Raw genomic sequence first — 25,962 nt, 5'->3', positions numbered from 1 at the left:
CGGTCAGCCCGCGGGCGGTGCTCAGCCGGCGCAGAGCACCTGCTGCAGCTCGTCCTCGACGTCCCCGTGCATGATGAAGAGCAGCTCGTCCCCGGCCTCCAACGGCTCGTCCGGGGAGGGCGTGATGACCCGGTCGCCCCGCAGGATCGCGGTGAGCACCGTCTCCCGAGGCAGCGGCACGTCGCGCAGCGGCCGGCCCACCCACGGGGTGTCCTCGGCCAGGGTGATCTCGGTCAGGTTCGCGGCGCCCTTGCGGAAGCTCATCAGCCGCACGACGTCGCCGACGGTCACCGCCTCCTCCACCAGGGCCGCGAGTACCCGCGGGGTGGAGACGGCGACGTCGACGCCCCACGCCTCGGTGTAGAGCCACTCGTTGCGCGGGTCCTTGACCCGGGCCACGACGCGGTTGACCGCGAACTCGGTCTTGGCCAGCAGCGACACGACCAGGTTGGCCTTGTCGTCGCCGGTGGCGGCGATGACGACGTCGCAGGTGGCCAGGTGGGCCTCCTCCAGCGCGGTCACCTCGCAGGCGTCGGCCTGGACCCACTCGGCGCCGGGGACCGCTCGGGCCCGGACCTTGGCGCCGTTCTTCTCGATGAGCATGACGGCGTGGCCGTTGCCCAGCAGCTCCCCGGCGATGGAGCGGCCGACGGCGCCGGCCCCCACGATGGCGACCCGCATCAGTGGTTCCCTCCTTCGGGGGCGTGCCCCACGACGTCGTGCACGGTGGCGACGATGTCGTCGGTCGCGGCGACGACCAGGTGGTCGCCGGTCTGGAGCACGGTGCCCGGCTTGGGCAGCTGGGCCTCGCCGAACCGGACCACCCAGGCGGCCCGGGCGCCGGTGGCCCGCTCGAGCTCGGCCAGCGGCCGGCCGACCCAGCCGTCGGTGACGGTGACCCGCATCAGCAGGACCTGACCGGTGGGCTCGCGCCAGATCTCGGTGACCTTGACGCTGAGCAGCTCGCGCATGAGCCGGTTCACCGTCCACGGCACGGTGGCCACGCTGGGGATGCCCATCCGCTCGTAGACCTCGGCCCGCTTGGAGTCGTAGATCCGGGCGACCACGTGCTCGACGCCGAACGTCTCCCGGGCCACCCGGGCGCTGATGATGTTGGAGTTGTCGCCGCTGCTGACCGCGGCGAACGCCCCGGCCGAGTCGATGCCGGCGTCCAGCAGGGTCTGCCGGTCGAAGCCGAGCCCGGTGACCTGGCGGCCGGCGAACTCCGGGCCCAGACGGCGGAAGGCCTCGGCGTTCTGGTCGATCACGGCCACGCTGTGGCCGATCTCCTCCAGGCGGCGGGCGATGGCCGAACCGACCCGGCCGCAGCCCATGACGACCACGTGCACGAGGGGACTCCCGGGGGTTCTCGCGCCCCGGCGCGGACCGCCGAGGCGTACAGCGCGCGAACGTACACCGATGGGTGACCGGGGTGTGGCCCATCGCGCGTCACGGCCGCCGTCGGCCCGCCGTCCCCGCCGTACCATCCTCGCCGTGCCTTCGCTGTCCGACCTCGGACAACTCCCCAAACGCCTCGTCCTCGGTCGGCCGGTCCGCAGCGACCGGGCCGGGGAGTCGCTCCTGCCCAAGCGCCTGGCGCTGCCGATCTTCGCCAGCGACCCGCTCTCCTCCGTGGCCTACGCCACCCAGGAGATCCTCATCGTGCTGACCCTGGCCGGGACGGCGTTCCTGTTCCTGGCCCCGTGGCTGGCCGTCGCCGTCGTCCTGCTGCTGGTCGTGGTGGTGCTGTCCTACCGCCAGGTGGTGCACGCCTACCCCTCCGGCGGCGGTGACTACGAGGTCGCGGCCAAGAACCACGGCCGGTTCGCCTCGCTGGTCGTGGCCAGCGCACTGCTCACCGACTACGTGCTCACCGTGGCCGTGTCCGTCAGCGCCGGCACCGACAACATCATCTCGGCGTTCCCCGGCCTCGCCGAGCACCGGGTGCTGATCGCGGTGGTCCTGGTCGGCTTCCTGGCGGCGGCGAACCTGCGCGGCCTGCGGGAGTCCGGCAAGAGCTTCGCCGTCCCGACCTACCTCTTCGTGGCCGGCATCATGGTGATGATCGTCACCGGGTTCATCGAGTATTTCTTCCGGGACGCCTCGCTGGTCGCCGAGAGCGCGGCGTACACGATCACCCCCGAGCCCGGGTTCGACAACCTGACCGGGGTCGCGCTGCTGTTCTTCGCGCTGCGGGCCTTCGCCTCGGGCTGCACCGCGCTGACCGGGGTCGAGGCCATCGCCAACGGCGTCCCGGCGTTCAAGCCGCCGAAGTCCAGGAACGCGGCGACCACGCTGGCGCTGATGGGCGGCATCGCGGCCACCATGTTCGCCGGCGTCACCGCGCTGGCGCTGTTCTCCGGGGTCAAGTACGCCGAGTTCCCCTGCGACCTCGAGGGCTTCACCGACTGCGAGACCGAGCCGCAGCGGACCGTCATCGCCCAGGTCGCCTCAGCGGTCTTCGGCGGGGACACCTCGTTCGGGTTCTTCTACATCCAGGCCGCCACCGCGCTGGTGCTGATCCTGGCCGCGAACACCGCGTTCAACGGCTTCCCGCTGCTGGGCTCGGTGCTCGCGCAGGACAGGTTCATGCCCAAGCAGCTGCACACCCGCGGCGACAAGCTGGTCTACAGCAACGGGATCCTGCTGCTGGCCGGGTTCGCCGCGCTGCTGATCGTGGCCTTCCAGGCCGACTCGACCCGGCTGATCCAGCTCTACATCATCGGCGTCTTCACCAGCTTCACCATCGGCCAGTGGGGCATGGTCCGGCACTGGAAGCGCGAGATGGCGACCGCCGAGGGCGCCGAGCGCGCCAGGATGCGCCGCTCGCAGGTCATCAACACCGTCGGCGGGTCGCTGACCACCGTCGTCCTGGTGATCATCGTGCTGACCAAGTTCACCCGCGGTGCCTGGCTGGTCATCCTGGTGATGCCGTTCATCTACCTGCTCATGCGGCAGATCAACCGGCACTACACCCAGGTCGCCGACCAGCTCGTGCCCTCCGGGGACTCCCGCACGCTGCCCTCCAAGGTGCATGCGGTGGTCCTGGTCAACAAGGTGCACAAGCCCACGCTGCGCGCCCTGGCCTTCGCCCGGGCCACCCGGCCCGACCAGCTGACGGCGCTCAACGTCAACGTCGACGAGGCCGACACCCGGGCCCTGCAGGCCGACTGGGAGCGCTACGACATCCCCATCCCGCTGACCGTCCTGGACTCCCCGTACCGGGAGATCACCCGCCCGGTGCTGGACTTCGTCAAGGACATCCGGCGGGACAGCCCGCGCGAGCTGGTCGTCGTCTTCATCCCGCAGTACGTCGTCGGGCACTGGTTCGAGAACGTCCTGCACAACCAGAGCGCCCTGCGCCTGCGGGCCCGCCTGCAGTTCCAGCCCGGCGTCATGATCACCACCGTGCCCTGGCAGCTGGAGGGCTCCCGGGACCGCGAGGAGGAGCTGCAGCGCAGCGCCGGCCCCGCGCCGGGCGACCTGCGGCGCGGCATCGTCGACGACGACCTGGACGGCCGTGGCTGACGGTTGGGTCGGAGAGCGGTTCGAGGTCACCGTCGGGCCGGTCGCGCACGGCGGGCACTGCGTCGCCCGGCACGAGGGCCGGGTGGTCTTCGTCCGGCACGCGCTGCCCGGCGAGCGGGTCGTCGTCGTCGTCACCGAGGACCGGCACCCCGGCTACTGCCGCGCGGACGCCGTCGAGGTGCTCGACCCCTCCCCGGACCGGGTCGAGCGGCCCTGCCCGTACTCCGGGCCCGGGAAGTGCGGCGGCTGCGACTGGCAGCACGTGGCCCCCGAGGCCCAGCGCCGGCTCAAGGGCGACGTCGTCACAGAGCAGTTCGCCCGGCTGGCCGGGATGGACGTCTCCCTGGACGTCGAGGAGCTGCCCGGTGGGCCGCTGCGCTGGCGCTCCCGTGCCCGCTTCGCCGTCGACCGGTCGGGCCGGCCCGGGTTGCGACCGCACCGGTCGCGGGACGTCGTGGTCCTCGACGACTGCCCGATCACCGTGCAGCCCGCCGTCGACGCCGTGCTGGGCCGCACCTGGGACGGCGCCGGCGCGGTCGACGTCGCCGTGGACTCGGTGGGCGGGGTGACCACCACCCGGCTGGACCGCCGCGGGCACGCCCAGTCCACCCGGGTGGTCCGCCCGGACGCCGGCGCCGAGCGGGACGACCAGCGGGCCGAGCGCCGGGCCTGGCACCGGGACTGGCAGGTCGAGGGCACCGGCTTCTGGCAGGTCCACCCGGCCGCGGCCGACGCCCTGGTGGGCGCCGTGGCCGGCTTCGCCGCGGTGAGCGCGGGGGAGCGGGTGCTGGACCTGTACGCCGGCGCCGGGCTCTTCGGTGGCTCTCTGGCGCCCGGGGTGGGCCCCGAGGGCCAGGTCGTCTGCGTCGAGTACGACGCCGGGGCGTGCGCCGCGGCCGCCGACAACCTCTCCGACCTGCCGCAGGCCGAGGTCTGGCAGGGCGCGGTGGACGCCGAGGGCCTCGGCGAGCTGCTCGCCGAGCTCCCCGGTGCCCCCGACGTGGTCGTGCTGGACCCGCCCCGGGCCGGTGCCGGGCGCGAGGTCAGCGCGGTGCTGGCCGACTCCGGCGCCCGGGCCGTGGTCTACGTCGCGTGCGACCCGGCGTCGCTGGCCCGGGACGTCGCGGTGTTCGCCGACGCCGGCTGGACGGTGGCGGGGCTGCGGGCCTTCGACGCCTTCCCGATGACCGCGCACGTGGAGTGCGTCGCGCTGCTGGTCCCGGCGGCCCGCTGAGGCTGTCGGACCGGCGGGGCACACTCGGGTACGTGCCCCCGATCGACCGCGCGTCCCCCGGCCGGGACGGCACCGCGCCGCCCGGCTGGCCCGAGCAGGTCCGCCCACCCGGTGTCCCGGACTGGGAGCGGACCGCGGTCGCCTGGCTGTACGACCTGGTGCCCCCGGAGTACCGCTCCCACGAGGTGCTGCGGCGCTACCCGGTGCTGCTGGCCCGGTTCGCCGGGGACCACGTCGCCGCGGGGCTCGAGGCGGCCCGGGCGGGCTGGCGCACGGTCCGGGTGGAGCTGGCCGACCAGCTGCCCCCGGAGGCGATGGAGGCCGCGGTGGCCGCCTACGAGCGGGAGGGCGCCCGGCTGGCGGCGGCGGCCCGCGGCGTCGAGCTGGTCGGCGGTGCGCTGCGCGGTGAGCGGTGGGTGCCCCGGCTGTAGACCTGCGCCCTGCGGCCCCGCGACTACCATCGGGGCACCCGCCGCCCCCCGAGAGGACCCTGCCCCGTCGTGTCGTTGCTCCGATCCCTGACCGGGCCCGCCGACGTGCGGGCGCTGGCGCCCGACCAGCTCCCGGTCCTCGCCGCGGAGATCCGCGACGCGCTGGTCACCAGCGTCGCCAAGACCGGCGGCCACCTCGGACCGAACCTGGGCACCGTCGAGCTGACCATCGCGATCCACCGGGTCTTCGACTCCCCGCGCGAGCCCGTGGTCTTCGACACCGGCCACCAGTCCTACGTGCACAAGCTCCTCACCGGCCGGCTCGCCGGCTTCGAGCAGCTCCGCCAGCGCGGGGGCCTGTCGGGCTACCCGGCGCGGGCCGAGAGCGAGCACGACTGGGTGGAGAACAGCCACGCCTCCACCTCGCTGTCCTACGCCGACGGGCTGGCCAAGGCCTTCGCCGTCCGGGGTGACGTGCGGCCCGTGGTCGCCGTCATCGGCGACGGCGCGCTCACCGGCGGGATGGCCTGGGAGGCGCTGAACAACATCGCCGCCGCCCAGGACCGGCCCGTCGTCATCGTGGTCAACGACAACGGCCGCTCCTACTCCCCGACGATCGGCGGGGTGGCCGACGCACTGGCCACCCTGCGCCTGCGCCCGGGCTACGAGCAGGCCCTGGACGCCGTCCGGCAGACCCTGCACAGGGCCCCCGTCGTCGGGACGACGCTCTACGACGCGCTGCACGCGATCAAGAAGGGCCTCAAGGACGTCCTGAGCCCGCAGGGCATGTTCGAGGACCTGGGCATGAAGTACGTCGGCCCCGTCGACGGCCACGACGTCGCCGGCATGGAGTCCGCGCTGCGCCGCGCCCGGGCCTTCGGCGGCCCGGTCATCGTGCACGCGGTCACCACCAAGGGCTTCGGTTACGCCCCCGCCGAGAGCGACCTCATCGACGCCTGGCACGCCACCGGCGTCTTCGACCCCGACTCCGGGGTCAGCTCGGCCTCGGCCGGCCGGGACTGGACCTCGGCGTTCTCCGACGAGCTGGTCGACATCGGCGGGGAGCGCTCCGACGTCGTCGCCATCACCGCCGCGATGCTGCACCCCACGGGCCTGGCGCCGTTCGCCGAGCGCTTCCCCGAGCGGACCTTCGACGTCGGCATCGCCGAGCAGCACGCCCTCACCTCCGCGGCGGGCCTGGCGATGGCCGGGCTGCACCCGGTGGTCGCGGTCTACTCGACGTTCCTCAACCGGGCCTTCGACCAGCTGCTGATGGACGTCGCGCTGCACCGCCAGCCGGTGACCGTGGTGCTGGACCGGGCCGGGGTGACCGGCACCGACGGCCCCTCGCACAACGGCATGTGGGACACCTCGATCTGCGCCGTCGTCCCCGGTCTGCGGCTGGCCATGCCGCGCGACGAGGCGACCCTCAAGGAGGCGCTGCGCGAGGCACTGGCCGTCACCGACGGGCCCACCGTGCTCCGCTTCCCCAAGGGGTCGGTGCCTCCCGACATCCCGGCGCTCGAGCGCCGCGGACCGGTCGACGTGCTGCGGCGCGGCGAGCGCGAGGAGGTGCTGCTGGTCGCCTGCGGGTCGATGGTGCCGCTGTGCCTGGCCGCCGCCGAGCGGGTCGCCGACCACGGCATCGCCGTCACCGTCGTCGACCCGCGCTGGGTGCTGCCGGCGTCCCCGGAGCTGGTCGAGCTGGTCCGTGCGCACCGGCTGGCCGTCACCGTCGAGGACGGCGGCCGCTCCGGCGGAGTGGGCGACACCCTGGCCAGCGCCCTGCGCGAGGCCGAGGTCGACGTCCCGCTGCGCACCATCGGGCTGCCCCAGGTGTTCCTGGAGCAGGGCAGCCGCGCCCAGGTGCTGGCCGACCACGGCCTCACCGAGCAGGACGTGGCCCGGCGGATCGCCGAGTGGGCCGCGAAGATCGTCGACCGCGACGACGTCGTCGCCCGGGTGGGGGAGCAGCAGTGAGCGACCAGGTGATCGCCGAGATCCAGGTGGCGCCCTCGCCGCCCGGTACCCCGGAGGACCCGCACGCCCACGTCGAGGCGGCCATCGCGGTCATCCAGGCGTCCGGCCTGCGCTCGGAGGTCGGTGCCCTCGGGACGACGCTGGAGGGCACGGCCGACGAGGTGTGGGCCACCCTGCGGGCCGCGCACGAGGCGATGCTGGCCGCCGGGGCCACCGGCGGCATCAGCCACGTGAAGATCGCCCAGGTGTCGCGGACGATGGACTCGTTGACCTCGAAGTTCCGCTAGGCCCGGCTGGCCGCCCACAGCTCGGCGGCGCGTCCGGCACCGGCCTCGACCAGTGCCGCCAGTCCGGGCCGGTCGGGCACCGGGAAGGACGTGTAGCCACCCCGGCCGCCGGTGACCGGGCGGCCGTAGGCCTTCACCGCCCGCGTGCCGTCGGGCAGCAGCCGGACCGTCAGGCTGGTCAGCTCGAACTCGACGCCGGCCCGGGTGTCGGTCCACCGAAGCTCCGGGGGGACGACGACGTTGATCGCCAGCGCGCCGACCTCGACGTCCCCGCCGGCGGTCACCCCTCGAAGGCGGGCAGCAGCGAGCCCAGCACCGGCAGGTACTCGGTGGTGGTGGACTCCGCGACGACGCCGCGGACGCTGAACGGGTCGGCGGCGATCCAGCCGGCCACCTCGTCGCGGGTCTCGGCGCGGAAGAGCAGCAGCGCACCGGCCGGCTCCCCGGGGGCGAACGGCCCGGAGATCAGCAGCTTGCCGTCGGCGGCGAGCGCGCGCAGGTGGTCCCGGTGCTCGGCACGCACGGCGTCCCGGGTCTCGGTGTCGTCGGTGTAGCGGTAGGTCACGGCGAAGATCACGCCGCCACCCTAGGGGCCCCGCGCGCGGCGGGCCCCCCACGAAGCGGCTGAGGAAGCAACGCTCCCCTCCATGGGCTCCTGGTGAGGGGCATTGCTTCCATTGCCGCGGTGCCGCGGTGCCGCGGTGGCAGCTCGACGGGTCAGGCGGTGATCGCGGCGGCGTCGGCGAGCAGGTCGCGGGTCAGGCCGATCTGCCACTCGCGGGCGCCGCCCTCGCGCAGCACCCCGGCGACGACGTCGGGGGTGACGTCGGCCGGCGGGCTCCACACCAGGCGGCGGACGAGGTCGGGGGAGAGCAGGTTCTCCACCGGCACCGACCACTGCTCGCCCAGCGCGGCGAGACCGGCGCGGGCGGCCTGCAGCCGCTTGGCGGCGACCGGGTCCCGGTCGGCCCAGCGGTTCACCGGGGGCGGGCCGTCGCCGGGCTTGCTGTGCAGCGGCAGCTGGTCCTCGGGCAGCGCGCGGCCGGCCTTGAGGGCGCCGAACCAGGTGCTGGCCAGCTTGCGGTTGGCCCGGCCGCGGAACACCGGCAGGTCGATCAGCTCGGTCTCGGTCTTGGGGTCCGCGGCGACGGCGGCGACCATCGCGGAGTCCGGCAGCACCCGCCCGGGGGCGACGTCGCGACGGCGGGCGAGCAGGTCGCGGGCCTCCCACAGCGTCTTCAGCACCCCGAGCTGACGGCGGCTGCGCAACCCGTGCATGCCCGAGGTGCGCCGCCAGGGGTCCACCTTGGGTGCCGGGGGACCGGCGGCCAGGATCGCTTCGAACTCCTGCCGCGCCCACTCGGTCTTGCCCTGCTCCTCCAGGATGCCGGCGAGGGCGTCCCGCAGCTCGACCAGCACCTCGACGTCGAGGGCGGCGTAGACCAGCCAGTCGGCCGGCAGTGGGCGGGTGGACCAGTCGGCGGCCGAGTGGCCCTTCTGCAGGGAGTACCCCAGCAGCGACTCCACGACGGCGCCCAGGCCGACCCGGGGCAGCCCGGCCAGCCGGGCGGCGAGCTCGGTGTCGAAGAGCCTGGTGGGGGTCAGGCCGATCTCGGCCAGGCAGGGCAGGTCCTGGTTGGCCGCGTGCAGCACCCACTCGGCGTCGCCGATGGCGTCCTGGACCAGGGTGAGGTCGGGCAGCGGCACCGGGTCGACCAGGCCGGTGCCCGAGCCCGCCCGGCGCAGCTGCACCAGGTAGGCCCGCTGGCCGTAGCGGTACCCCGAGGCGCGCTCGGCGTCGACGGCGACCGGGCCGCTGCCCCCGCGCAGGGCCCGGGCGTAGTCGGCGAGCGCGGTCGAGGTCTCGATGACCGGCGGCAGGCCGTCACGGGGCGCCAGCAGCGGGACGGCGGTCGACTCCGGCGTCTCCTCGACGGCGGGTGCACCCTCGGGGGAGGTCACACGATCACCCCGGAGCGGATGCCGAGGGCGACCATGTGCGCCCGGTCGCCGGTTCCCAGCTTGCGCGCGATGCGGGCCAGGTGGCTCTTCACCGTCAGTGCGGACAGGTCCACCAGATCACCGATCTCCTTGTTCGTGTGTCCCTCGGCGACCAGCCGGAGGATCTCGCGTTCGCGGGCCGACAGCTCGCCGACCCCCTCCTCGACGCCGGCCCGGGTGAGCCCCAGGGCCAGGCTGCTGGCGATGCCGGGGTCGGCGTACACCTCACCGGACAGCGCGGCGCGCAGCCCCTCGGTGAGCGTGGCCAGCGGTGAGGACTTGAGCAGGTAGGCCTGGACGCCGGCCAGGAACGCCGCCCGGACGACGGCCGGGTCGGTGACCGCGGTCAGCACGACCGTGACCGGCCAGCCGTCGGCCTGCAGCGAGGGCAGCAGCTCCAGGCCGCGGCCCGTGTCCCGGGGGCCCTCGGTCGCGCGCGCGGCCTCGGGACCGTCTCGGCCGACCTCGGGCAGGTCGACGTCCATGACGCACAGCGCCCGGGGGCCGGACACGTGCGCCCGGACCCTGGCCTCCTCCAGCGACGCCGACTCCTCGACGTCGCGGGCGCCCAGGGCCCGCAGGCGCGCACCGAGGGCCTCCCGGACCAGGGGCGCCGGGTCCACGACGAGCGCCGTGGCGTCCGGGGGGAGCAGGGCGCCGTCGGCGCGGGTGACTCCGAGGGTCACGCCGTCCGTCCCTGGGTCACTGCGTCCTCACGTGCTGTGCGGCGCGGCTGCGTGTCGACGGGGTGTCGCCGCAGCCGGCCCAACGGGGTTGCTCCGGGTGGAGCAGTCCCGGTGAGTCTATGAGCCGCCGCCGCCGGACGCCCGGCCGTTGCCCGCCGAGCCCAGCAGGTGCACCCCCGGCGGGGGGAGACCGGCGGCGTTGCCGAGCACCTCGAGCCAGGCCTGCAGGTGCCGGTCGAGGTCGGTGTCGCTGGCGGTCCAGGAGGCCCGGATCTCCACGTCGACGGAGTGCTCGGGCCCGGCGATGTCGCCGAAGCGGGTCGAGGCGGTGCGGGTGACCGTGCCGCCGACGGCGTGGTGGCCGGCGTCGTGGTCCACCAGGGCCTCGGTCAGCCAGCTCCAGGCCACCTCGGAGAACATCTGGTCGTCCACCATGGACTCGTCGGTCACGGCGGAGACGTAGCCCACGCAGCGGGTGGTGCCGTCCCAGGCCTCGTGGCCGGCCGGGTCGAAGAGCACGATGAACCGCCCGCTGGCGATCTCCACCTCGTCCTCGTCCGGCAGCACGCCGGGCTCGGCCACGCGGGCGCCGATCGCGTGCGACCACGGGGCCAGCCGTTGCGGTGCAGGAATGTCCTCGAGCACGACCTCGGGCCGGGCCCGTACCGTCGCGAGCGAGTCCAGCGCCGCCTGGAAGTCCGCGGGGGGCTCGGCCCCGCGCTCCGGCCTGCTCTGTCGCTCCACGTCCGCAGGGTAGGGCGACACGCCCGTGTCCGCCGCTCCCGACGCGCCGCCGCAGGTCAGCGGGCCTCGTCGGACCGTCGGGGCGTGTCCTGCCCCACGGCGGGCCTTCTGGGAGGATGGACCCTCGTGGGCACCCCTGGAGCAGCACCCCTGTCGGCACCGCACGGCACGCCCGGGGCCGCCGCCGACTCCGACCTGGTCCGGGCGGCACTGGGTCGCGAGGTCCGGCGCACCCCCGTCTGGTTCATGCGCCAGGCCGGCCGCTCGCTGCCGGAGTACCGCGCACTGCGTGCCGGCACCGCGATGCTGGCCGCCTGCCAGGACCCCGACCTGGTCACCGAGATCACCCTGCAGCCGGTCCGCCGGCACGGCGTCGACGCGGCCATCCTCTTCTCCGACATCGTGCTGCCGCTGGTGGTGGCCGGTGTCGACATCGAGATCAAGCCCGGCATCGGCCCGGTCGTCGCCCACCCGGTGCGCTCGGTGGCCGACGTCGACGCGCTGCCCGACCTCGAGCCCGAGGCGCTGGGCTTCCTGGTGCAGGCCGTCGGTGCGCTGACCGCCGAGCTGGGGGAGACCCCGCTCATCGGCTTCGCCGGTGCGCCCTTCACCCTGGCGACCTACCTGATCGAGGGCGGGCCCTCCAAGGAGCACGCCCGCACCAAGGCCTTCATGTACGCCGAGCCCGAGGCGTGGGACCGGCTGCTGGCCAAGCTGTCGGTCTCGGCGTCGGTGTTCCTGCGCACCCAGGTCGACGCCGGTGCCTCCGCGGTCCAGCTCTTCGACTCCTGGGCCGGCGTGCTGTCGGCTCGCGACTACGCCACCCGGGTGCTGCCGCACTCCCGGGCCGTCTTCGACGGTCTGGGCGACCGTGCCGCCGGCGTCCGGGACGTGCCGCGCATCCACTTCGGGGTGGGCACCGGCGAGCTGCTGCCGCTGATCGGGGACGCCGGTGCCGACGTCGTCGGCGTCGACTGGCGCATCCCGCTGGACGAGGCCGCGCGCCGCGTCGGGCCCGGCTACTCCCTGCAGGGCAACCTGGACCCGGCCGTGCTGCTGGCCGACCGGGCGACCCTGGAGGCCGAGGTCCGCCGGATCGTCGCCGAGGGCCGCGCCGCCCGCGGGCACGTGTTCAACCTGGGCCACGGCGTCCTCCCCGACACCGACCCGGGCGCGATCACCCACGTCGTCGAGCTGGTGCACGAGCTCACCACGCGCGCATGAGCCGGCTGGTCGTCGTCGGGGCCGGGATCACCGGCCTCACCGCGGCCTTCGCCTGGTCCCGCGCGCACCCCGGCGACGAGGTCGTCGTGCTGGAGGCCGGGGACCGGGTCGGCGGGAAGCTGGGCCGCGTCCGGCTGGCCGGTGCCTGGTACGACACCGGCCCCGAGGCGGTGCTGGCCCGGGTGCCCGAGGCGCTGCAGCTGATCGACGAGCTGGGCCTGGAGACGGTCGCGCCCTCGACCACGCAGGCGGCCGTGGTGCTGCCCGACGGCCGGCACCCGCTGCCGGCGGGCACCCTGCTCGGCGTCCCCACCTCGGCCGACGGGCTGGCGGGGCTGCTGTCCGCCGAGGGCGTGGCCCGGGTGCACGCCGAGGCCGCGCTGCCCCCGCTGCGCTACGACCGGGACGCCCCGGTCGGCGGGCTGCTCCGGGAACGGCTGGGCGACGAGGTGGTCGACCGGCTGGTGGAGCCGCTGCTGGGCGGGGTCTACGCCGGTCAGGCCGACCGGCTGTCGCTGGCTGCCACGATGCCCGCGCTGGCCGCCCACCTGCCCCGGCACGACACGGTGCTGGCCGCCGCCGCGGCAGCCCGGGACGCCGGGTCGCGCAGCCGGGAGGCCGCCGCCGGGACCCCCGACGGCCCGGTCTTCGCCACCGTCGCCGACGGCATCGGGTCGCTCCCGGACCGGCTGGTCGAGGCCTCCGGCGCCGTCGTCCGGCTGCGGACGCCGGCGCACGCGCTGCGCCGCGTCCCCGGCGGGTTCGAGCTCACCGTGGGGGCCGACCGCGAGGTGCTGAGCGCCGACCACGTCGTCGTCACGGTGCCCGCGGGCAAGGCCGCCCGGCTGCTGGCCGACGTCGCCCCGGACGCGGTCGAGGCGCTGCAGGGCATCCCGTACGCCTCGATGGCCGTGGTCGCGATGGCCTTCCCCGGCCAGGAGCTCGCCTCGGGGTCGGGCCTGCTGGTGCCCCCGGTCGCCGGGCGGCTGGTCAAGGGCGTCACGGTCTCCTCGCAGAAGTGGCCGCACCTGTCCGGCGACGGCCTGCTGCGCGTGCGGTCCTCGGTGGGCCGCCACCTGGAGGAGGACCAGCTCCGGCGCGAGGACGACGAGCTGACCGCCGCCGTGGTCGCCGACGTCGCCGACCTGCTGGAACTGGAGCGCCCCGAACCGGTGGAGACCCACCTGGTCCGCTGGGGCGGGGGCCTCCCGCAGTACCTGGTCGGGCACCCCGACCGGGTCGCGGCGGTCGACGCCGCCGTGGCCGCCGTGCCCGGTCTCGCCGTCGCCGGCGCCGCCTACCGGGGGGTCGGTGTGCCGGCCTGCATCCGGGACGCCCGTCGCGCGGTGGCCAGCCTCACCTGATCGCGCTCCCGCGCCGGGAGGAAGATGGGGACATGACCGACGCGACGCCTGCAGCGACCACGGGCCCCACGGAGACCGCACCCGAGCAGAAGAGCATCGGCAAGCGGGCCAACGAGCTCAACGCCCAGATCCGCTACACGATGTGGTCGGTCTTCAAGCTCGCCCAGCCCTTCGGTGACGCCGACCGGCAGTCCGCCGCCCAGGAGGCCCAGGGCCTGGTCGACGAGCTCGCCGGCAAGGACGTCGTCGTCCGCGGGGTCTACGACGTCGCTGGGCTGCGCGCCGACGCCGACCTGATGGTCTGGTGGCACGCCGAGCGCGCCGAGGACCTGCAGGAGGCCTACACCCGCTTCCGCCGCACCCAGGTGGGCCGCCGGCTGGAGCCGGTCTGGTCGCAGATGGCGCTGCACCGCCCCGCGGAGTTCAACCGGTCGCACATCCCGGCGTTCCTGGCCGACGAGGAGCCCCGCCGCTTCGTCTGCGTGTACCCCTTCGTGCGGTCCTACGAGTGGTACCTGCTGCCCGACGAGGAGCGGCGGGACATGCTCAAGGAGCACGGCATGCAGGCCCGGCCCTACCCCGATGTGCGGGCCAACACGGTCGCCTCGTTCGGGTTGGGCGACTACGAGTGGATGCTGGCCTTCGAGGCCGACGAGCTGCACCGGATCGTCGACCTGATGCGCGACCTGCGGGCCAGCCGCGCCCGCCGGCACGTGCGCGAGGAGATCCCGTTCTACACCGGCACCCGCAAGTCGGTCACCGAGCTGGTGCAGGGCCTGGCCTGACCCTGCCCGTGCATGACCGATCGGTGTGATGGGGGGCCCTTGTGAGTGACCACGGTTCGTCCGCTGACCCTGGCGATCACACGGGCTCACCGCTGAGGCGGAGTTCAGACGGCTGGTCGATGAGTGACGAACGGGCGTTTCTCGAGAACCTGCTCAATCAGCGCTTCAACTTCTTCATGGCGTTTGCAGGCCTGGTTGCCGCTGGATTCGTCGCAAGCGATGAGGTCCCGGTCCGGCTCACGGTCTTGCTGGTCGGTGCAGCCGTCAGCTTCCTGTTGCTGCTGACGCTCGAACGGGCTCAAGTCAAGGTGTCATTGCTCATGAAGGCCCTGTACGGCGACCCGTCTCACCCGGCTGCGATCGTCAACGAACTGGCAGATCGTTCAGCGAATCCGCTTGCGTCGAAGAGTCGAGCAGGGTTGATCGGGGTTGTCATCCCACGCATCGTCACGGTGGTGGTCGCAACCGCAGCCGTCGTCTACGCCGTGTCTCTCCTCTGAGGTCGCCCCTCTCACCAACGGAGCGACCTACGTCTCGTCCACCAGCAGGGTGGTCGGGCCGTCGGCCAGGCGGGCGGTGTCCAGCACGACGACGTCGGTGGGCTCCCCGCCCGCCGGCGTCCAGCGGAGGGTCGGCACCAGGTCGACCACGGCCGGGGCGCCGTCGCAGGCCACCTGGCCGGCGTCCTCGCCGGGGGAGCCGTACTCGACGGTGACCGCCGACGTCAGGCCGTAGGTGGTCGACGGCGACTCGACGCCGATCCCGCCCAGCGGGGCGCTGCAGCCGACGGTCGCCCGCAGCGGCGTCCCGGCCGGGGCGACGACCACGACCACGTCCTCGACCGTGCCGGTCAGGTCCGACGGGAGCTCGAGGGCGGCGTCGAGGAGGGCGGCGTCGACGTCGACCGCGTCCACCTCGGTGACCGGCGCGGTCCACGGCGGGGTGTCGCTGCTGGTCTCCAGCAGGCCGCTGGTGAGGTCCAGGGCCACGCCCAGCAGCTGCACCCGGTCGTCGTCCCCGGCGCGGCCCAGCTGCAGCTCGCCCGTGGCCAGCGGGCGGCCCTGCCCGTCACGGACGTCCTGGTCCCGGGTGGTGGTCCGCCAGGACCCGAGCGTCAGGCCGCGGGCACACGTGTCGCCGTCGGCCGCGACGAGCCCGGGGGTCAGCGGCAGCACCCCGAACGCCTGCACGCCGGTGCCGGCCAGGGCGTCGGCGACCGCGGTGCAGGCCGCGACGACGCCGCTCCCCAGGACCTCGCCGTCCCCCTCGCCGGGGGCGAGCGCGGAGTCCGCCCAGATCGCCCACCGGTCGGCGACCGACCCCTCGGCCTGCGACTGCCGCTCACCCAGGCGCAGCGCGTCACGGGCGGCGGCGGGGACGGACTCCCACTGCGCCTCGGCGGCGTCAACGGCTTCCTGCGGGGTGAGGAGGCCGCACCCGGGGAGGGCGGCGAGGCCGACGACCAGGCCGACGGTGCAGGTCCAGCGGGTGGGACGGGTCAGGGGCACCGCGGGATCATCCCCGGGGTGCCCCTGCTCGTGCGGGAGGTGCGGTTCAGCCCTCGGCGGGGGCGAGCCGGATGCTGACGCTGTTGATGCAGTAGCGGTCGCCGGTGGGCGTCTGCGGGGCGTCCTCGAAGACGTGGCCCAGGTGGCTGTGGCAGCTGGCGCACAGCACCTCGACGCGGCGCATGCCCAGGCTGCGGTCCTCCTTGAGCACCACGTTGTCACCGGCCGACGGCTCGTAGAACGAGGGCCAGCCGCAGTGCGAGTCGAACTTGGTCTCGGAGGTGAACAGCTCGGCGCCGCAGGCCCGGCAGGAGTAGACGCCCTGGGTCTTGGTGTCGGTGTACTCGCCGACCCACGGCCGCTCGGTGCCGGCCTGGCGCAGCACGGCGTACTCCTCGGGGGAGAGCTGCGCGCGCCACTCCTCGTCGCTCTTGGTGACCGTGGGCTGGTGCTCGACATGCTGGGTCATGCACCCCACGGTACGACCGGGCCGCCACCCCCGCCCGTGGTGCGGGAGGGGTGACGGCCCGGTCGTGGGACGTGCTGGGGTCAGCGGCCGAAGAGCTGCCGCAGCCGGTCCAGCAGCTCCCCGAGCACCGACCGCAGGGTGACCGTCGAGGTGGCGGTCTCCCCGGAGGAGCCGGTCAGGACGACGGCCTGGTCCCCGGCGGCCAGCAGCACCGGCACCCGCGGCGACAGCGTCACCGCGCCGGCGTCGTCGGCGGTCGCGGTGCCGACCCGGCGTCCGCCGATGGTGACCGTGACCTGCTCACCGGCGGCGAAGCCGGCGCCGGTGACGGTGACCCGGTCGCCCCGGAAGGGCCGGGACTCGCTGACCGTGGCCGTCGCCGGGACGTCGGCCGGGGTGAGCTCGATGCCCAGCACCGTCGGGTTGTGGTCGCTGGCCCGGTAGGGGTCGGCGGCGAACAGCGGGCCGTGGCCGTCGTACTGGTAGGCGTAGGACTCCACCGCGTTGGTCTCCCAGACGGTCAGCCCGGACAGCTTGCCCGCCATCGAGGGCGAGGCGAAGACGTGGTCCAGCGAGCCGGACCCGCCGTCGAAGACGTAGCTGTACTGGTCCGGGGCCAGCACCGGGCCCATGTCCTGGAACCCGGCCGCCCGGACGACGTCCAGCGGGTCCTCGTACCGGTAGGAGTTGAAGTCCCCGGTCAGCAGCACGTCCGGGTCGCCGGAGGTGGCCACGAGCTGGTCGGCGAAGGCCACCAGCGCCTGCGCCTGACGGACCCGGTCGCCGTTGGAGGCACCCTGGCCGTCGCCGGTGTCGGCGTTGTCCCCGCCGCTGCCCGAGCCCTTGGACTTCAGGTGGTTGGCCACGACGGTGAACACCTCACCGGAGGCTCCAGCGGCCAGGAAGGTCTGCGCGATGGGGCTGCGCGCGTTGCCGAACGCGGACAGGTCGGCCGGTACCTGCGGCGGCCCGGCCGGGGTCACGGCCCCGGTGCGGTAGACGATCGCGTTGGTGATGACGTCGGTGTCCTCGTGTGCCCGAACGACGTCCCAGTCCTGGCGGTCGGCGGCCTCGATGGCGGCGAGGAGCGTCTCGACGGCGCGGTAGTCGTCGCCGGGAGTGGTGACGGCGGAGTTCTCGATCTCGTGCAGGGTGAGGACGTCGGCGTCCAGCGCGGTGATCCCGGCGACGATCTTGGCCTGCTGGCGGGCCAGCTCCTCGGCGTTCGAGGCCCCCCGGGACTGCCCGCCGAACGTCACGAAGTAGTTCAGGACGTTGTAGTCGGCGACCCGCAGGTCACCGCCCACCGGCGCCGGCGCTGCGGTGCGCGGGTTGGTCGGGGCGAAGTCGGTGCCCGCCGCGCTGCCGTCGGCCGGCTGCAGGCGGTACTCGTCGAACCCGTACCCCAGCACCGAGGGCTGCAGGGTGGAGACGGTGTCACCGACCCGCACCGGGTCGGTCGCCGTCAGGTACGGCGGCGCCTGGTCGGACGTGGACAGGTTGGTGCTGACCGCGTCGTCCAGCGTGATCGACCGCAGGGCGTTGTCGGCGGCGACCGCCTGGGCGGGCGCGCCCGGCTCGGCGGCCTCGGTGGGGGCCAGCAGCCGGCCGCCGGAGGACAGCAGCACCTCGCCGAAGGTGTTCAGCCCGTAGACCTCGGTGACCGTGAGGTCGGCCGGAAGGGTGACGGACATGCCCTCCAGGGCCTCGCGCTGCTCGGTGGTCGAGGGCAGCGGCAGGGTGGCGGCGGCGGGCAGCTCGCCGGCGCCGCAGACCGTGGTCAGCGGGGCGGTGAGCTGGGTGACCGTGCCGGGTGCGGCGTCCGCGGTGCGCTTGAACTCCGCGACCGTGCCGGTGACGACGACCCGGTCGCCGAGGGCGACGTCGGTCCCGCCCGGGGCGTAGACGAAGACGCCGTCGGAGGTGGCCGGGTCGCCGTCCCCGGCGTCCTGGACGTGGAAGCCGCCCAGGCCGCCGGCCTGCAGGTCGCCGACGACGGTGCCGGCGACGGTGACGGTGCGGCCGGTGACCGGGCTGGTGGCGCCGTCGCTCTGCACGCTGCCGATGGACACCGGGGTGGTGTCGCAGGTGGGTGCGGTCGGCACCGGCTCCGGGTCGGGGTCCGGCTCGGGGTCCGGGTCGGGGGTGGTGCTGCCCGACGGGGTGGGCGTCGGGGCGCCGACGGTGAAGTCCGCGGCGTTGACGTCGGTGTCGGGACCGGCGACGCGGGAGACCGACGTGGTGTTGGTGGTGCCGGCCGCCGGGGCGCCCTCGCCGCCGGTCGCGGAGGACCCCCAGGCCACCAGGTCGCGGACCGAGGCGGTGCCGGCGCAGGCGGTCGCACAGTCCAGCGGGGTGCTGCCGGTGGACAGCGCCACCTTGCCGGCGGACCCGCCCAGGGCCAGTCGACCGGTCGCGTCGGGGGTCGGCAGGTCCGCGGTGCCGCCGGTGCCGGCTGCCTGCGCCACCAGGTACGTCGCGCCCGGCGCGATCGAGCCGGTGAGCGGGGTGGCCGCCCAGCTGGTGCCGGTCGCCGAGGCGTACTGCACGCTCCAGCCGGTCAGGTCCACGGCGGTGCTGCCGTCGTTGCGCAGTTCGATGAAGTCGTTGCGCAGGGTGGCGCCGGAGTTGCCGCCACCGCCGTACACCTCGTTGACCACGACGTCGGGGGACACCGCGGCGGCCGGGGCGGCCGTGGTCACCAGACCGCCGGCGACCAGGGCGCCGACGGCCAGGCCGAGGACGGCGGGTCGTGCTGTTCTGCTCGGGGACACGGTTCTCCTCACGGCCACCGGGGCGGCCGTTCCGGGACGGGGGATGTGTCGATCCTGGCAGCGCGCTGTGTCCACGTCGATGAACAACGGGTTACCAATTCAGCTCGGGTAATGACCCGGGGTCATCTTCCGGGTGGCGGTGCGGGTGACCGGACGGTGTGGCGACGGCGACTGCGTACCGTGGAGCGGCTCGGCCGCACCCGGCCGGGCACCCCGGTACGAGAGGACCCCCGTGACGACGCCCCCGTCCTCGAACCCCACCCCGCCCGCCGCTGCACCGCTGCCCGACGTCTGGTTCAGCCGCGATCTGCCGGTGCTGCGCGCGATCGCCCGGCTGGTGGACAGCCCGGAGCACGGGGGAGCGCCCTACCTGGGCCAGGTCGTGCCGGCCAGCGGACTGCCCCGCAAGGACGTGGTGGCCGCCGTCCGCGGGTTGGTGGACACCGGGTACGTGGCGGCGCTGACCAACGTCGCCGGGGACGTCGTGCGGATCACCGGGGTGTCGGGGGAGACCCGCCGGCTCACCGGGCTGTGGCCGACCCCGCAGTCGGAGTGGGCCCGGCTGACCGAGCAGCTCACCGCACGCGTCGCGAACGCGGCCACCGAGGTGGAGCGGGACCGCTGGCGGGCGATGGCCGAGGCCGCGACCGCGGTCGGCGACGACGCCGGCGCGCTGCTGATGTCCGCGCTCATCGGCGGGTACGTGCCGCGCGCCCACTGAGCGGCCCCGCCGGCCCGCGGAACGCGGCAGCGCCCCCCGACCCGGAGGTCGAGGGGCGCTGTCGGTGGATCAGGTGGCTGAGGTCAGCCGCCGGTCAGGAGATCAGACCGGGTTGACGTTCGCAGCCTGCGGGCCCTTCTGGCCCTGCTCGACGTCGAACGAGATGCGCTGGCCCTCATCGAGCGAGCGGTACCCGCTGGTCTGAATCGCCGAGTAGTGGACGAAGACGTCCGGGCCGCCGCCATCGGGGGTGGCAAAGCCGAACCCCTTCTCGGCGTTGAACCACTTCACTGTTCCTTCGGGCATTGCTCGCTCCTAGCTGAGGTCGTACGTCGGGGTCCTGCCACTTACAGAGCCTTCCCGACACCTGAACCCTAACCACACCTGTCCAGTCCCCGCAGCACCGCACCCTCCCGGGGGTGTCCTGGAGTGGTTCAGGAACCGGTTCGGACGGCGACCGCGACGGCCACCAGACCCAGCACGTTCGTCGCCAGGTGGGCCGCCACGGGCGCCAGCAGGCTGCCGCTGCGCACCCGCAGGAGGGCGAAGAGGACCCCGGCACCGGTGGTGGCCACCACCACGCCCAGCACGGCCAGGGCGGCCGGCAGCGGGTCGCTGACGGCGGCGTCGGGCGTCCGGGCGGTCGCCAGGTGCCACAGCCCGAACACCACCGAGGTGGTCACCACGGCCCTCGGGGTCGGCAGCACCCGCCGGGCCAGCCCCAGCAGCACCCCGCGGAAGGCCAACTCCTCGGCCAGCACGGTGCCCAGCGGGATGAACACCAGCACGCGCAGCAGCAGCTCGGCGGTGGTGTCGGTGCCGGCGGCGTCGTCCAGGAGCACGTGCAGCGGCGGCACCAGGAGAGCCACCAGGTACCCCGCCCCGACCGCACCCAGCACCACACCGCCCCAGCGCAGGCCCGCTCCGGCACGGTCCCGGGTCAGTCCCAGCTCGGCGCGGGACAGCCGGGTCGCCGCGACCAGGACGGCCACGGCCAGCAGGTTCGCCACCGTCCGGACCCCGGGGGCCGGGGGCAGCAGGGGCACCACGAGCACCCCCCAGACGAGCAGCGCCAGCGCGGTGGACAGCAGCGGCAGGCCCCGCCGGGTCACTCCTGGGTGCGCGCCCGGGAGGGCTGCACGCGCATCGGCTCACCGGGCATCTTCGGGTAGTCCGGCGGGAAGGGCAGCTCCCCGCCGGGCAGGGTCTCCCACAGCTCGAGCAGCGGCGCCAGGTCGTGGGCGACGTCGTCCACCTCGGCCCAGGGGTCGCCGTCGGCCAGCCGGTCGGGGACGGTCACCAGGTTGAGCTCCGCCGGGTCCTCGACCTCGGCCAGCTGTGCCCAGGTGACCGGGGTGCTCACCGGGGCGCCGGGGCGGGCCCGCAGGCTCCACGCGCCGGCGATGGTGCGGTCCCGGTTGTTCTGGTTGAAGTCCACGAAGACCCGCTCGCCGCGTTCCTCCTTCCACCAGGCCGTGGTGACGCCGTCGTCCCGGCGCTCGAGCTCGCGGCCCAGCCCGATGGCGGCGTGCCGGACGTCCTCGAAGGAGTGCTCCGGGCGGATCCGCACGTAGACGTGCACGCCGCGGTTGCCGCTGGTCTTGGCGTAGCCGCGGATCCCGAGCTCGGCGAGCAGCTCCCGGGTGGTCTCGGCGACCCGGCGGACGTCGGCGAACGTGGTCCCCGGCTGGGGGTCCAGGTCGATGCGCAGCTCGTCGGGGTTGTCGACGTCGGGACGGCGCACGGGCCACGGGTGGAAGGTCAGCGTGCCCATCTGGGCGGCCCACACCAGGTGCCCGGCCTCGGTGGGGCACAGCTCGTCGGCCGTCCGCCCGCTGGGGAAGGTGATCCGGGCCGTCTGGATCCACTCGGGCGCGCCCTTGGGCAGCCGCTTCTGGTAGAAGCCGTCGGCATCGGGGTCGCGCGGCCCGGTGGCCAGCCGCATGCCCTCTTGCCAGCCGTCCGGCCAGCGCTCCATCGCCGTGGGCCGGTCGCCCAGGGCCCGCAGCATCGGCCCGGACAGGGCCGCCACGTACTGGCAGACCTGCAGCTTGGTGATCGCCGGCGTGCGGTCGGTGGCGTCGTAGACGACCCGGCCCGGGCTGGACACCCGGACCTCCCGCCCGTCGACGTCGAGCACCACGGCGTCCTTGCTGCTGGCCATGCCGGGGACCCTAGGTGGTGCTCAGGCGGGGCAGGTGAGCCCGTCCAGCGGCGCGACCAGGTCCACGAGGTAGCTGTCCACCGCCGCGGTCACGCACTCGGTCTGCGGGTAGGCGGTGTGGCCCGAGCCCTGCCAGGTCAGCAGCACGCCCGAGGTCAGGTCCTCGGCCATGTCCACCGCGCCGGGCAGCGGGGTCACCGGGTCCCCCTGGGTGCCGATGACCAGGATCGGTGCGGCGCCCTCGGCGTCCCGGTCGGGCAGCGGGGTGCGCGGGGCCTCCCACGGCGTGCAGGTGTACAGGCCCAGCGCGGCGTCCGCGCCGAACAGCGGGTAGGTGGTGTTCCACTCGGCCACCAGCGCGCGGACCTCGTCCTGGTCGTGCGTCTCCTCGGTGTCCGAGCAGCTCACCGTCAGGTTGGCGTCGATCGTGTTGGTGTACGTGCCGTCCTCGCCGCGCCCGGTGAACGTGTCGGCCAGGGTCAGCACCCCGGCGGCGTCGCCCTGCTGGGCGGTGGCCAGCGACTGGGCCAGCTGCGGCCAGGCGGCCGGGGTGTAGAGCGCGGACCGGACGGCGGCGAGCACCAGACCCGGCGTCGCCGCGCGGGTCTCGCCCTCGCGGGAGCTGGCGATCGGGGTCGTGGCGGTCTGGGTGAGCAGGTCGTTGACGAAGGTGCGCGGGTCGGCGCCGACCGGGCACCCGCCGACCAGGGCCACGCAGTTGGCGGCGAAGGCGTCGAAGGCGGCCTCGAAGCCGGCGGCCTGCGCCTCCGCGGCCTCCTCGCGGTCGGCGTCGGGGTCGACGGCGCCGTCGAGGACCAGCGCCCGCACGTTCTCCGGGAACAGCTCGGCGTACGTCGAGCCCAGGGTGGTGCCGTAGCTGTAGCCCAGGTAGCTCAGCTGCTCGTCGCCCAGCGCCTCGCGGACGATGTCGAGGTCACGGGCGGAGTCGACGGTGGAGAAGGCACCCAGCCCGGCGCCGTACTCCTCGGCGCAACCGGCGGCGACCTCGTCGACCAGGCCGAAGGCGTCGTCCAGCTGCGCGGCCGACGTCGGGCGCGGCTCGGCGGCCGACAACTCGTCCTTCTGGGCGTCGGAGACGCACTCCACCGGCTGCGAGAGCCCGACCCCGCGCGGGTCGACGCCGACGACGTCGAAGCGGCCCAGCACGGCGTCGGGCAGCGTGAGCGCGGACTGCACGGCGGCGTCGGTGGCCGAGAGGCCGGGGCCGCCGGGATTCACGACCAGCGAGCCGATCCGGTCGGCCTGGGTGCCCGAGACCGCGCGGACGGCGAACAGCGACAGGGTCGGGCCGGTCGGGTCCTCGTGGCTCAGGGGCACGTCGATGGTGCCGCAGGAGAAGGTCAGCGGCCGGTCGGCGCCGGGCCGCCCGGCGATGATCGGGGCGATCTGGGCGGTGCAGTCGTCCCAGGCGACCGGCTCGACCGGGGCCTCGGTGGGCGTCGGCGACGCGGTCGTCGAGCCGGCCGCGGGTGCCGTGTCGTCCCCGGACGTGCAGGCGGTCAGGGCCACCAGCCCGACGGCGAGGAGGGCGGCGGCCCGGGTGCGGGAGCCGGCGCGGGGCCGGGAGCGAGCGGTCACGGTCGTCCACCCTAGGAGGACCTCACGCGTCACGCCCGTCCCAGCGGCCCCGGGTGGTCAGACTCTCAACCTCCCAGCACCTCGGCGAGGTCGTACCGCACCGGCACGTCGAGCTGGTCGTAGGTGCACTGGGCGGCGTCCTTGTCCGGGCGCCAGCGCTGGAACTGGCCGGTGTGCCGCAGCCGGCTGCCCTCCAGCTGGTCGTAGCGGATCTCGACGACCAGCTCGGGTCGCAGCGGCACCCAGGACAGGTCCTTGCCCGCGTTCCAGCGGCTCGTCGCCCCCGGCATCCGGTGCTCACCCTCACCCTCGACCTGAGCGTTGGCCCAGTCCTGCCAGGGGTGCCCGGAGACAGCATCGGCCCGGAAGGGCGCCAGTTCACCGACCAGCTCGCCGCGCCGCTTGGTGGTGAAGGAGGCAGCGACGCCGATGTGCTGCAGCGTGCCGTCCGCCGAGTACAGCCCCAGCAACAAGGACCCGACCAGGGGCTTCTCCGGGGTCGTCGTCTTGTGCCAGCGGAAGCCGGCCACCACGCAGTCCGCCGTCCGGACGTGCTTGACCTTGGCCATCAGCCGCTGGTCGGGCTCGTAGCCCTGGTCGCCCCGCTTGGCGACGACGCCGTCCAGGCCCGCACCCTCGAACTCCTCGAACCAGCGCTGGGCCACCGCGGCGTCCTGGGTGATCGTGGAGACGTACACCGGTGCCTGGGCCGTCGCCATCGCCTCCCGCAGCCGGGCCTGACGCTGCGCGAACGGGGTGCCCAGCAGCGACTCGTCGCCCAGGGCCAGCAGGTCGAAGGCCACGAAGGACGCCGGGGTCTCCGCGGCCAGCTTCGTCACCCGGGACGCCGCGGGGTGGATGCGCTGCAGCAGGGACTCGAAGTGCAGCCGGTCCCCGCGCGGCACGACGATCTCGCCGTCGACCACGCAACGCTCGGGCAGCTGGGCGCGGGCGGCCTCGACGACGTCGGGGAAGTAGCGGGTCAGTGGCCGCTCGTTGCGGCTGCCCAGCTCCACCTCGTCGCCGTCCTTGAAGACGATGCAGCGGAAGCCGTCCCACTTGGGCTCGTAGAACCAGCCCTCGCCGGTCGGCACGTCCTTGGTCGCCTTGGCCAGCATGGGCTTCACCGGGGGCATCACGGGCAGGTCCATGCGGGGGAGTCTGGCAGCGTGCGCCGGGCTCAGACGAGGCGCAGCCGGTCCAGGGTGGTGGTGCCGCCGGGTCGGGGTGCCCCGGTGTCCTCGACGTCGTCGGCGTCGGTGCCGGTCTCGCTGCCCTCGCCGGTGGGCCTCCCCGGCGCCAGGGCGATCACCGCGCAGGCCAGCAGCACCAGGGCACCGAGCCCCTTGGGGCTGTGCAGCACCGCCGCCCAGCGGCCCAGCTCGGGCACGACCCACTGCGGTGCGCCCACGACCGCAGCGGCGGGGACCGGGTCGAGGTCGGCGACGTCGTTCGCGTCGCCCTGGGTGGTGAAGGCCGGCACCGGTCCGGTGGCGTCGACGCCGACGACCCGGTGGGTGACCAGCTCGCCCTGTCCGCCGGGACGCACGAAGGTGATCACCTCGCCCACGGCGACCTCGGCCGGGTCGACGGGCCGGGTGAAGACCATCGCGCCCACCGCCATGCGTGGCTCCATGCTGCCGCTGAGCACCGCCAGCGCCTGGCCGTCGGTGACCCGCGGGTACAGCGCGACGGTGAGCGCGGCCGCCGTCGCGCCCAGCAGCAGCAGGCCGAGCAGCCACGTCAGCAGGTGACGGAGGACGCGCGTCGCGGGGTGCACGGGACGATCGTGGGCGGGCCCGCACGCGCGGCGCATCATCAAGACAGACGATGCCGGGCCTGCCCCCGCCGTCCCAGGATGGCCGGGTGCCACACCCCCGTCCCCACCGCCGCCCGGTCGCCGTGGCCGCGCTGGCCGGCGTCGTGCTGGCGGTCCTGGCCCCGGCCGGGACCGCGTGGGCCGGCACCCAGCTGCTGCCCGGCGCCACCTGGTCCACCCCGGTCGACCTGCCCGACGCGTGGGCCGACCAGGCTGACCGGCTGGGCGTCTCGGTGGTGACGCTGGACCAGCAGGAGAACGACTGTCTGCGCCCGGAGGTGCGGGCCGGCGACCAGACCTGTGCTGCCGACGAGGGTGACCTGGCCGGTCAGGTGTCCGCCTCGATCGCCGCCGGCCGCTACGACGACGGCACCTGCGTGGCCGCCACCGCGCCCGCCGCCCTCGCGCTGACCGGCGGGGCCGTCACCCGGCTCGCGCTGGCCGGCCCACAGTGCCTGGTGCTCACGTTCGACTTCCCCGACGGCGCCGACGACGACGTCGCCCAGTCCGACACGCTCGGGGTCGGCCTGTCCCTCGTCGCGGCCGGCTCCGGTGCGGACGTGGGGGCGGGTGACCCGGGTGGCGGTGCGGCCTCCGGTGGGGCTGCTGCCGGCGGGGTGACCGGTGGCGGCGGGGTCGTGGGA

General features: G+C 74.6%; 27 protein-coding genes. 11 read left to right on the top strand and 16 right to left on the bottom strand.

The features are described from left to right. Positions 1–21: 21 nt before the first annotated feature. Positions 22–681 (bottom strand): potassium channel family protein, encoded by a 660-nt coding sequence (locus tag AC0IVP_RS17855; RefSeq protein ID WP_056301110.1) that lies wholly within the window; start codon positions 679–681, stop codon positions 22–24. Then, positions 681–1,349 carry a potassium channel family protein gene (locus AC0IVP_RS17850; protein ID WP_056301107.1) on the bottom strand — a complete coding sequence of 223 codons (669 nt, stop codon included), beginning with the start codon at positions 1,347–1,349 and terminating at the stop codon, positions 681–683. The genes AC0IVP_RS17855 and AC0IVP_RS17850 overlap by 1 nt, the downstream gene beginning before the upstream one ends. A 145-nt stretch (positions 1,350–1,494) precedes the next feature. Here AC0IVP_RS17850 and AC0IVP_RS17845 point away from each other — a divergent pair, with 145 nt between their 5' ends. The 5 genes from AC0IVP_RS17845 (at position 1,495) to AC0IVP_RS17825 (ending at position 7,460) form a co-directional block, all read left to right on the top strand. Next, positions 1,495–3,528 carry an APC family permease gene (locus AC0IVP_RS17845; protein WP_056301103.1) on the top strand — a complete coding sequence of 678 codons (2,034 nt, stop codon included), beginning with the start codon at positions 1,495–1,497 and terminating at the stop codon, positions 3,526–3,528. Then, positions 3,521–4,762: a class I SAM-dependent RNA methyltransferase gene (locus AC0IVP_RS17840; RefSeq protein ID WP_471758282.1), complete on the top strand. Its 1,242-nt coding sequence runs from the start codon at positions 3,521–3,523 to the stop codon at positions 4,760–4,762. The genes AC0IVP_RS17845 and AC0IVP_RS17840 overlap by 8 nt, the downstream gene beginning before the upstream one ends. Before the next feature lie 32 nt (positions 4,763–4,794). After that, positions 4,795–5,193: a hypothetical protein gene (locus AC0IVP_RS17835; protein ID WP_471758280.1), complete on the top strand. Its 399-nt coding sequence runs from the start codon at positions 4,795–4,797 to the stop codon at positions 5,191–5,193. A gap of 69 nt (positions 5,194–5,262) precedes the next feature. After that, positions 5,263–7,173, top strand: coding sequence for a 1-deoxy-D-xylulose-5-phosphate synthase (gene dxs / locus AC0IVP_RS17830; protein WP_471758278.1), 1,911 nt, complete (start codon positions 5,263–5,265; stop codon positions 7,171–7,173). Next, a complete protein-coding gene (locus tag AC0IVP_RS17825) occupies positions 7,170–7,460 on the top strand; it encodes a thiamine-binding protein (RefSeq protein WP_235565017.1) in 291 nt (96 codons plus the stop codon). The genes dxs and AC0IVP_RS17825 overlap by 4 nt, the downstream gene beginning before the upstream one ends. Here AC0IVP_RS17825 and AC0IVP_RS17820 read toward each other — a convergent pair. From AC0IVP_RS17820 to AC0IVP_RS17800, 5 genes are all read right to left on the bottom strand, one after another. Further along, positions 7,457–7,744: a hypothetical protein gene (locus AC0IVP_RS17820; protein WP_471758276.1), complete on the bottom strand. Its 288-nt coding sequence runs from the start codon at positions 7,742–7,744 to the stop codon at positions 7,457–7,459. The genes AC0IVP_RS17825 and AC0IVP_RS17820 overlap by 4 nt on opposite strands. Beyond that, the gene (locus AC0IVP_RS17815; protein ID WP_056301089.1) at positions 7,741–8,037 is read right to left on the bottom strand and encodes a YciI family protein; all 297 of its coding nucleotides are present in this window, start codon (positions 8,035–8,037) and stop codon (positions 7,741–7,743) included. Before AC0IVP_RS17815 ends, AC0IVP_RS17820 begins: the two co-directional genes overlap by 4 nt. A gap of 140 nt (positions 8,038–8,177) precedes the next feature. Beyond that, on the bottom strand, positions 8,178–9,422 hold the full coding sequence (locus AC0IVP_RS17810; RefSeq protein ID WP_471758274.1) for a ribonuclease D: 1,245 nt from the start codon (positions 9,420–9,422) through the stop codon (positions 8,178–8,180). Further along, entirely contained in the window at positions 9,419–10,147 is a 729-nt protein-coding gene (locus tag AC0IVP_RS17805) for a LuxR C-terminal-related transcriptional regulator (protein ID WP_082557250.1), read from the bottom strand. Before AC0IVP_RS17805 ends, AC0IVP_RS17810 begins: the two co-directional genes overlap by 4 nt. A gap of 117 nt (positions 10,148–10,264) precedes the next feature. Next, positions 10,265–10,891: a DUF3000 domain-containing protein gene (locus tag AC0IVP_RS17800; RefSeq protein WP_056301259.1), complete on the bottom strand. Its 627-nt coding sequence runs from the start codon at positions 10,889–10,891 to the stop codon at positions 10,265–10,267. A gap of 126 nt (positions 10,892–11,017) precedes the next feature. Here AC0IVP_RS17800 and hemE point away from each other — a divergent pair, with 126 nt between their 5' ends. The 4 genes from hemE (at position 11,018) to AC0IVP_RS17780 (ending at position 14,764) form a co-directional block, all read left to right on the top strand. Then, positions 11,018–12,115 carry a uroporphyrinogen decarboxylase gene (hemE, locus tag AC0IVP_RS17795; protein WP_471758272.1) on the top strand — a complete coding sequence of 366 codons (1,098 nt, stop codon included), beginning with the start codon at positions 11,018–11,020 and terminating at the stop codon, positions 12,113–12,115. Next, entirely contained in the window at positions 12,112–13,479 is a 1,368-nt protein-coding gene (hemG, locus tag AC0IVP_RS17790) for a protoporphyrinogen oxidase (protein ID WP_471758270.1), read from the top strand. Before hemE ends, hemG begins: the two co-directional genes overlap by 4 nt. A gap of 32 nt (positions 13,480–13,511) precedes the next feature. Continuing rightward, on the top strand, positions 13,512–14,264 hold the full coding sequence (hemQ, locus tag AC0IVP_RS17785; protein WP_471758268.1) for a hydrogen peroxide-dependent heme synthase: 753 nt from the start codon (positions 13,512–13,514) through the stop codon (positions 14,262–14,264). A gap of 119 nt (positions 14,265–14,383) precedes the next feature. Then, positions 14,384–14,764: a hypothetical protein gene (locus AC0IVP_RS17780; RefSeq protein WP_471758266.1), complete on the top strand. Its 381-nt coding sequence runs from the start codon at positions 14,384–14,386 to the stop codon at positions 14,762–14,764. Positions 14,765–14,791: 27 nt separating this feature from the next. Here AC0IVP_RS17780 and AC0IVP_RS17775 read toward each other — a convergent pair whose 3' ends face one another. The 3 genes from AC0IVP_RS17775 to AC0IVP_RS17765 form a co-directional block, all read right to left on the bottom strand. Then, positions 14,792–15,772: a hypothetical protein gene (locus AC0IVP_RS17775; protein ID WP_471758264.1), complete on the bottom strand. Its 981-nt coding sequence runs from the start codon at positions 15,770–15,772 to the stop codon at positions 14,792–14,794. A 46-nt stretch (positions 15,773–15,818) separates the two neighbouring features. Further along, on the bottom strand, positions 15,819–16,241 hold the full coding sequence (msrB, locus tag AC0IVP_RS17770) for a peptide-methionine (R)-S-oxide reductase MsrB (RefSeq protein ID WP_056301070.1): 423 nt from the start codon (positions 16,239–16,241) through the stop codon (positions 15,819–15,821). A gap of 80 nt (positions 16,242–16,321) precedes the next feature. After that, positions 16,322–19,015: an ExeM/NucH family extracellular endonuclease gene (locus AC0IVP_RS17765; protein ID WP_471758262.1), complete on the bottom strand. Its 2,694-nt coding sequence runs from the start codon at positions 19,013–19,015 to the stop codon at positions 16,322–16,324. Positions 19,016–19,247: 232 nt separating this feature from the next. Between AC0IVP_RS17765 and AC0IVP_RS17760 the strand changes: the two genes are divergently transcribed. After that, a complete protein-coding gene (locus tag AC0IVP_RS17760) occupies positions 19,248–19,736 on the top strand; it encodes a hypothetical protein (protein ID WP_235565016.1) in 489 nt (162 codons plus the stop codon). Positions 19,737–19,838: 102 nt separating this feature from the next. Here the strand turns inward: AC0IVP_RS17760 and AC0IVP_RS17755 are convergent, their stop codons facing one another. The 6 genes from AC0IVP_RS17755 to AC0IVP_RS17730 form a co-directional block, all read right to left on the bottom strand. Beyond that, positions 19,839–20,042, bottom strand: coding sequence for a cold-shock protein (locus AC0IVP_RS17755; RefSeq protein WP_055766945.1), 204 nt, complete (start codon positions 20,040–20,042; stop codon positions 19,839–19,841). Positions 20,043–20,170: 128 nt separating this feature from the next. Further along, positions 20,171–20,848 carry a lysostaphin resistance A-like protein gene (locus AC0IVP_RS17750; RefSeq protein WP_471758260.1) on the bottom strand — a complete coding sequence of 226 codons (678 nt, stop codon included), beginning with the start codon at positions 20,846–20,848 and terminating at the stop codon, positions 20,171–20,173. Next, positions 20,845–21,900: a DNA polymerase domain-containing protein gene (locus AC0IVP_RS17745; RefSeq protein ID WP_471758258.1), complete on the bottom strand. Its 1,056-nt coding sequence runs from the start codon at positions 21,898–21,900 to the stop codon at positions 20,845–20,847. The genes AC0IVP_RS17750 and AC0IVP_RS17745 overlap by 4 nt, the downstream gene beginning before the upstream one ends. Positions 21,901–21,921: 21 nt before the next feature. After that, positions 21,922–23,499 (bottom strand): alpha/beta hydrolase, encoded by a 1,578-nt coding sequence (locus AC0IVP_RS17740; protein ID WP_056301061.1) that lies wholly within the window; start codon positions 23,497–23,499, stop codon positions 21,922–21,924. A gap of 65 nt (positions 23,500–23,564) precedes the next feature. Further along, on the bottom strand, positions 23,565–24,650 hold the full coding sequence (locus tag AC0IVP_RS17735) for an ATP-dependent DNA ligase (RefSeq protein ID WP_056301058.1): 1,086 nt from the start codon (positions 24,648–24,650) through the stop codon (positions 23,565–23,567). Between the two features lie 29 nt (positions 24,651–24,679). Beyond that, on the bottom strand, positions 24,680–25,279 hold the full coding sequence (locus AC0IVP_RS17730; protein WP_471758256.1) for a signal peptidase I: 600 nt from the start codon (positions 25,277–25,279) through the stop codon (positions 24,680–24,682). A gap of 86 nt (positions 25,280–25,365) precedes the next feature. Between AC0IVP_RS17730 and AC0IVP_RS17725 the strand changes: the two genes are divergently transcribed. Continuing rightward, on the top strand, positions 25,366–25,962 hold a 597-nt coding region (locus tag AC0IVP_RS17725), incomplete at its 3' end, for a hypothetical protein (RefSeq protein ID WP_471758254.1).

It is taken from the genome of Klenkia sp. AC732 (assembly GCF_979256525.1).
The sequence above is the reverse complement of the archived record's forward strand: the minus strand, read 5'-3'. Positions and strand labels throughout refer to the sequence as shown.

Excerpts from the sequence above, each read along its gene's own strand:
- AC0IVP_RS17855 (WP_056301110.1), bottom strand. The coding sequence starts at position 681 with ATGCGGGTCGCCATCGTGGGGGCCGGCGCCGTCGGCCGCTCCATCGCC.
- hemG (WP_471758270.1), top strand. The coding sequence starts at position 12,112 with ATGAGCCGGCTGGTCGTCGTCGGGGCCGGGATCACCGGCCTCACCGCG.
- hemQ (WP_471758268.1), top strand. The coding sequence starts at position 13,512 with ATGACCGACGCGACGCCTGCAGCGACCACGGGCCCCACGGAGACCGCA.
- AC0IVP_RS17780 (WP_471758266.1), top strand. The coding sequence starts at position 14,384 with ATGAGTGACGAACGGGCGTTTCTCGAGAACCTGCTCAATCAGCGCTTC.
- msrB (WP_056301070.1), bottom strand. The coding sequence starts at position 16,241 with ATGACCCAGCATGTCGAGCACCAGCCCACGGTCACCAAGAGCGACGAG.
- AC0IVP_RS17755 (WP_055766945.1), bottom strand. The coding sequence starts at position 20,042 with ATGCCCGAAGGAACAGTGAAGTGGTTCAACGCCGAGAAGGGGTTCGGC.
- AC0IVP_RS17745 (WP_471758258.1), bottom strand. The coding sequence starts at position 21,900 with ATGGCCAGCAGCAAGGACGCCGTGGTGCTCGACGTCGACGGGCGGGAG.
- AC0IVP_RS17735 (WP_056301058.1), bottom strand. The coding sequence starts at position 24,650 with ATGGACCTGCCCGTGATGCCCCCGGTGAAGCCCATGCTGGCCAAGGCG.